4 protein-coding genes are annotated in these 7,505 nt (G+C 35.6%); all 4 read left to right on the forward strand.

Annotated elements, in window-relative coordinates:
• Positions 1 to 27 precede the first annotated feature (27 nt).
• Positions 28 to 222: a hypothetical protein gene (locus tag EHC72_RS16770; protein ID WP_131538867.1), complete on the forward strand. Its 195-nt coding sequence runs from the start codon at positions 28 to 30 to the stop codon at positions 220 to 222.
• Between the two features lie 280 nt (positions 223 to 502).
• Entirely contained in the window at positions 503 to 1,360 is an 858-nt protein-coding gene (locus EHC72_RS16775; protein ID WP_131538868.1) for an ROK family protein, read from the forward strand.
• Positions 1,361 to 1,514: 154 nt separating this feature from the next.
• Positions 1,515 to 3,767 (forward strand): GH92 family glycosyl hydrolase, encoded by a 2,253-nt coding sequence (locus tag EHC72_RS16780; RefSeq protein WP_246029449.1) that lies wholly within the window; start codon positions 1,515 to 1,517, stop codon positions 3,765 to 3,767.
• Between the two features lie 17 nt (positions 3,768 to 3,784).
• On the forward strand, positions 3,785 to 6,424 hold the full coding sequence (locus tag EHC72_RS16785; protein ID WP_131538870.1) for a glycoside hydrolase family 2 protein: 2,640 nt from the start codon (positions 3,785 to 3,787) through the stop codon (positions 6,422 to 6,424).
• Positions 6,425 to 7,505 lie beyond the last annotated feature (1,081 nt).

A 7,505-nucleotide genomic window follows, 5' to 3' on the forward strand; every position in this document is an offset into this window, starting at 1 on the left:
GATAACTAAACTAATTACCTTTATATAATGATAGTGAGCCAACATTTACCAACTTCTACATTACTTGATGTAAAAATTAATGATAAAATTAGTGATGAAAAAGGTACCGCAGGAAAGGTAGAACATATTCAAATTGAGGAAACTGACGAATATTTGTTATTTCTTTTTCAATTAATAAATGGCGAGATAATAAGCGTTAAAAAGGTAAAAAATATTTGTTAGTTGTTCATTTTATTAAATATTTATTTTACCATAATAAACTGATAATTAATTGTTTGCTTATCGATTATCTTTTCAGAAAGCTTTTAATATCTGTTTCAATCTTATTAGATTATTACACTTAAGAAATTGATAATTTAACTTAATCATCAATTTTAGTAAAATGAATTTAAGCAATGTATATTTGCGAATCCAGATATATTCTTTTCATTTGGAATTTTAACTTGAAGCGCAAATTGAAATATATTTGACTTTAATTATATACTAAAACCAGATATTATATATGAGTAAATCTATTGTGTTGGGCGTAGATATTGGCGGCTCACACATTACAGCGGCTATTATAAACCTTGAAGAGGGAATTTTAATAAATGAATCCTGGAAACGTGAAAGTGTTAATTCTCTTGATGATGCAGAAACCATACTTGAAAACTGGAGTAAGGTAATTTCCGCATCCCTTAAAACAACAAAACTATCTGTAAATAGAATTGGAATAGCCATGCCAGGTCCTTTTGATTATAAAGAGGGCATTTGTTTGATTAAAGAACAAGATAAATTTAAGTCTTTATATAAGCTGAACATAAAAAATGAATTGGCTGAACGGCTCAATTTTCGTCCCGAAAACATTCATTTTATTAATGATGCAGAAGCCTTTACAAAAGGAGAAGTTTTTGCAGGATCTGCAAAAGGAGCAAAATGTGTAATGGGTTTAACACTTGGAACAGGTTTGGGATCTGGAATATTTGAAGCCGGACAAACCAAGGATTTATCTTTATGGAATGCGCCATTTTTAAATGGAATTTCCGAAGATTATCTTTCTACCAGGTGGTTTGTAAATCGCTACAAACAATTAACTGGAACAGAATTAAAAGGCGTAAAAGAGTTGGTGGAGGTTGTAAAAACCGATCATTCGGCGGTACGGGTTTTTATGGAATTTGGTCATAATATGGCAGAATTTTTAATGCCTATCATAAAAAAGTATAAATTAGAGATGGTTATTATTGGAGGAAATATCTCCCTGGCCTTTGATCAGTTCTCTCCAGAATTAGTTTCTATACTGGAAGCCAATCACTTATCTGCTAAAGTTAAAATAACTAAATTAAATGAACATGCGGCCTTAATTGGTGCTGCTTGCATGTAGGCAAAAACTAAAAAAAAGAGGTCTTTAGTTTATATTTCCAATAAAATAATCATATTTAAAGCTTAATCGCTTTTCAGATTAATATTACCTAACACAAATGAACCATATGTTATTAAAAAACAAAATTCTTAAGCAGTTTAGTAAAACGTTAAACGTGTCTCTCGGAGTTGCTTTATTAAGCAGTGTTTTTCAAGTTTCTTACGCTCAAAAAGCTACAAGCGAAAGCCTTACAAAGTATGTTGATCCAATTATAGGATCTGCTAAGCACGGGCATGTTTTTGTTGGTGCTAATGTACCTTACGGAGCTGTTCAACTTGGCCCTAACAACATTTTTGAAGGTTGGGATTGGTGCAGTGGTTATAATTATAGCAGTAATACCATTACAGGCTTTGCCCACACGCATTTGAGTGGTACAGGAATAGGCGATTTAGGCGATATTTCCATCATGCCTGCAACTGGAAAACTGATTGTTGAAAAAGGTCAAAAAGATAATTTGGAAAATGGCTATGTTTCTACCTTTTCTCATAATAATGAAACTGCAAAAGCAGGATATTATAGTGTTTTGCTTGATAAATATGATGTGAAAGCCGAACTTACTGCAACTGAAAGAGTTGGTTTTCATCAATATACTTTTAAAAAAGGTGCTGAAACACCACATATTATCCTTGATTTGGCTGATGGTATTGGTTGGGACAAACCTGTGGCTACACAGATTAAACAAATTGATGCCCAAACTATTGTGGGTTACAGAAACTCTAAAGGATGGTCTAACGATCAAAGATTATATTTCGTAATAAAACTTTCGCAGGCGATTAAAAACCTGATTGTTTATGATAGCACTGTAGTTAAAAACGGCAAGGATATTAAGGGAGTAAAACTAAGAGCAGCCATTAACTTTGATGCAATCGCGAATAATGTTCTTCAAATAAAGGTGGCTTTATCTCCGGTAAGTATAGAAAATGCTATTCTTAATTTAAAAACAGAATTACCTGGTTGGGATTTTAAAGCAACCGCTAAGCAGGCGGATGCCAAATGGGAAAAGGAATTGCAAAAAGTTAGAGTTGATGCTTCTACCAATTCGAAAAAGGTGTTTTATACGGCACTTTATCACACCATGGTAGCGCCGTCTTTATTTAATGATGTTAATAAAGATTATCGTGGTACGGATAAAAAGGTATACAAAAATGCCTCATTCAATAATTTAACAACTTTTTCTTTGTGGGATACCTATCGTGCGGCGCAGCCTTTGTATACCATTCTTCACCAAGATAAAGTATCTGATGTAGTAAATACTATGCTTGCTATTTACAAACAACAGGGCAAATTGCCCGTTTGGCATTTAATGGGGAGCGAAACCAATACCATGATTGGTTATCATGCTGTGCCGATTATTGTTGATGCTTATTTAAAAGGCTATCGAGGCTTTGATGTTAATCTGGCTTATGAAGCGATAAAACAATCTGCTATGCAAAAAACGGATGGCATCGAATACATTCAGCAATTAAAGTTTATTCCTTCGGATAAGGTAAATGAATCTGTAGCGAAAGCATTAGAATATGCTGTAGATGATTACTGTATTGCGCAGATGGCTAAAGCTTTAAATAAAACTGAAGATTATACTTATTTCACTAAAAGAGCGGAATTATATAAATTATACTTCGATCCACAAACACAATTTATGCGTGGCAAATTAAGTGATGGTAACTGGCGTACACCATTTAGTCCGTTTGCATCTAAACACCGTGAAGATGATTATACCGAAGGAAATGCATGGCAGTACATTTGGTTGGTACCACAAGATGGTGAAGGTTTGGTTAAACTTTTCGGAAGCGAGAAATCTTTTACCACTAAGCTTGATTCATTGTTTAGCGTGCCTTTCCAGTTTGGTGCTGATAGTTCTCCTGATATTTCTGGTTTGATTGGGAATTATGCACAGGGAAATGAGCCAGGGCATCACATTCCATATTTATACTCTTACGTTGGGCAGCCTTGGAAAACAGCAGATTTAATAAGAAAAATCGACAAAGAATTTTATACTGCTAAGCCAGATGGTTTATGTGGTAATGAAGACGTAGGGCAGATGTCTGCCTGGTACATTTTTTCTTCAATGGGTTTTTATCCTGTTAACCCTGCTAATGGCGCATATGTTTTTGGCTCTCCCTTATTAAATGGTGCTTCAATTAGTTTACCAGGAAATAAAAAGTTCAACATTAAGGTGATTGATAATAGCGTAGAAAATAAATACATCCAAAAGATAGAGCTTAATGGTAAGCCTTACACCAAATCATATATTTTACATAAAAATATTGTGGCAGGGGGTAATTTACAAATTTACATGGGCAATAAGCCATCGGCAACTTTTGGAGTAAGCGAAAAAGACAGACCATCATCAACATTAAGGAAATAACCAAACCAATAAACAGAATGAATTTTACGAAAAGTTTTTGCCTGCTTTTAACGGCAAGCCTGATCTCCACATTATCAACTATTCGAGTTGCTGCACAACAAAAGTATGAGCTTAATTCGGGCTGGTATTGCGCCAATATAAACGATGTGAAGGCAAATGGAGAACAGATTTCTAAACCAGGCTTTGCAACAGATCAATGGATGAAAGCCACAGTGCCTGGAACCGTACTAACCACTTTACTTAACAATAAAAAAGTTCCTGATCCTTTTTATGGCATGAACAATAAGTTGATTAAAGATATATATTATACTGGAAACGCCTATTATACCTATTGGTTTGTAAAATCTTTTAATCAAACAGCCAAAGATGATGAGCAGGTTTGGTTGCAGTTTAGAGGTGTAAACTATAAAACTGAAATTTATTTAAACGGTAAAAAGGTAAATGCTAAAACCCATGAAGGAATGCATTTACGCCAGCAATATAACATTACCTCTTTATTAGCTGCTAACGGAGACAATCGTTTAGCGGTGTTGGTTTATCCACCAGATGTGGTTGGAGAACCAAACGGTGGGCAAGGGGGCGATGGAACGATTGCGAAAGGTTTAACCACTCAATATACTGCAGGGTGGGATTGGATACAGCCAATTAGAGATCGTAATACAGGAATTTGGGATAAGGTAACCATTGAAAAAACCACTTCTGTAAATGTAGAAAACCCACATGTTATAACTTTAGTGCCTGGTAAACGCCTTGCAACTGGGGCGCAGAAACCTGCCCTAATTCGTACTTCATCTGAGGTTAGTAATGCTTCTGCTAAGGTAATAACTGGCTTTTTACAATACAATTTAAATGGAAAACTGGTTCGTACGCCTGTATCATTAAAACCTGGAGAAGAGAAAGAGGTTAAGCTTCCTGATTTTACGTTAGACCAGCCAAAATTATGGTGGCCTAATGGTTATGGCGATCAGCCTTTGTATAAAATCAATATTCAGTTTGTAAATGCAACAGGCAAAGTATTGGATGATGAGCCTTTACAGTTTGGAGTACGTGAAATTACCAACATCTGGAACGATCATACCAAAAGTATGGAAGCGCATATTAACGGACAAAAAATCTTTATTAAAGGTGGAAACTGGGTTATTTCTGATGCAATGCTTCGTTTTTCTGATGAGCGTTATGATGCTGAAATTCGCTTTCATAGAGATATGAATTTAAATTTAATCCGTATTTGGGGTGGCGCAATTACAGAGCGCCCAGAGTTTTATAATGCCTGTGATAAATACGGCTTATTGGTTTTTCAGGATTTTTGGTTTAGTGGTGATTGTAATGGAAAATGGGTTGATCCTTTAAAAAAAGAAGATCAGTGGACACGCAGACAGTATCCTGATAATCATAATTTGGTTTTGGAAGCTGCCGCAGATCAAATTAAGTTAATTAGAAACCATCCATCACTTGCTTTTTGGTGTGGTGGCAACGAAATTACTCCACCAGATGATATCCTTTATCCTTTAAAAAATAAAATCCTCCCTGAATTAGACGGCACACGTTATTTCTTCGATTTTTCGAATACGGATAGCATGTCGTTAAATACATTGGGTGGCAATGGCGATGGACCTTATACGATTCAGGATACACGTAACTTTTGGTCATTTAAAACCTATCCTTATAATTCTGAAGTTGGTTCTGTTGGTACGGGAGATTATGTTTCATTAAAGCGTTTTATTCCAGAGAAAAATATGATTGCACCTCAAAATGGTAAACCTGTTGATTCTGTTTGGGACTATCATAAATATATTCCATACGATCACCACATCGATCCATATGGAAAAGCAAAAAATGCTGAAGATTTTGCCATGAAAGCTCAATTGGTTAATTACAACCAATATCGTTCTTTAATGGAAGGTTTTTCTGGTCATATGTGGGATTGGTATACAGGTTCAATCATTTGGAAAACACAAAACCCTTGGACAGCACTTCGTGGGCAAATGTATGATTATTACCTGGATGTAAATGCCTGTTTGTATGGTTTAAGAAAAGGTAGCGAACCATTGCACATTATGATGAATCCTTTGGATAGCATGATAAATGTGGTAAATAATGGTTTCGAAGTTAAACGTAATGTTATGGTTCAAGCTACCGTATTTGATATGGATGGTAAACAGCAGTTTACCAATCAGCTATTTGCGGAGGTAGGACCTTCAATGGTGAAAAAAATGTTTCCGGTGGGAGATGTTTTAAAGAAATCAATTTATAAGGATGGTGCTTTTGTATTACTTAAGTTGTTAGGCCCAGATCAAAAGGTGTTGAGTGAAAATATGTATTGGATGCCAGGAAATGATGGCGAGTATACAGGCTTACAAAATATGAAAGAGGTTAAACTTAATGTGGAAGCCAAAGAATTTAAAACTGGAAAAATTGAAGTTAAATTAACCAATAAAGGTAGTAACGGACTTGCATTTTTTAATCGAATTGCATTAGTAGATACTCAAACCGGAGAGCGTATTTTACCAACTTTTTTTAGCGATAATTATGTTTCTGTTTTCCCAGGAGAAAGCAAAACTATTTTAGTAGACTATCCTGAAAAGTTTAGAGGAACAACTAAGAAAATAGAAGTTTATGGTTGGAATACTAGAACACAACAAGTAAATATTCTATAGTTTTATTTTCATCGCATATCTTCCTGTCACATTGAGCTTGTTGAAACGCTATTTATATAAGTGGCTTTCGACAAGCTCATGATGATAAAAGAATTATCGTTATTGATTAAGTGTTTTAACCGCAAAGAACACAGAGAGAAAAAACACGAAGAACGCAAAGCTAGGTTTAGATGGAAACCAACACACTCGCAATGATCGTTATTACAAACCGAAGACAGGGTTTAGCAAAGGTGCAAAGCCTGCCTGACGTAGGCAATCTTAATTGCGGGGTAATCAAGGGTTGTATTTTAAACCATATAAGAAATATAAGAACATTTAAGGCACTCGCCCTCTGTGAATCGGAGCTAATGGCAAGGAAATATTGCAATTATGAAAGGTTATTAGCAACATGCCTAACCCACTAACAAATCCAAACCACTGTTTCTTCGTAAAGCTCCCAATCGGCATGGTCAATTATTCGGGGAGCACGATCCAAGCTTACCCACTGCCTTAAACAGAAAAATTGCGAGCCGACAACTTTGCTTCTTTGGTTGCCCAAAGAAGAGAAAGCCCCCGCGGCAGCGGAAGAAAGAATTGCATGAGCATTATATTAAAACCATATAAGACATTTAAGATCATTTAAGGCTATCGTTTTTTGCGAACTGAAGCAAGGGGCGCGAAGCAATACATCATAATTATTTATTGTTGGTAAGATTGCTTCGTGCCTCGCAAAGACGGTAATGGAGAGGCTGTACAATGACGAAAGCTTTTATAGCAATACCGCTTAACACACTAACAAATCCAAACCACTGTTTCTTCGTAAAGCTCCCAATCGGCATGGTCAATTATTCGGGGAGCACGATCAAATCCCATCCACTGCCTTAAACAGAAAAATTGCGAGCCGACAATTTATTAATAGTTGTTTGTTTTTTATTTGTATTAATGAGCTCGCAGAAATGCTCGGTTTTGGTTCTTTTTGTTGTCAAAAAGAATAAAGCCTCCGCGGCAGCGGATAAAGGAATTGCATAAGCATTATATTAAAACCATATAAGACATTTAAGATCATTTAAGGTTATCGCTTTTAGCGAACTGAAGCAAGGGG

Source organism: Pedobacter nototheniae (genome assembly GCF_004335085.1).
GTDB lineage: Bacteria > Bacteroidota > Bacteroidia > Sphingobacteriales > Sphingobacteriaceae > Pedobacter > Pedobacter nototheniae.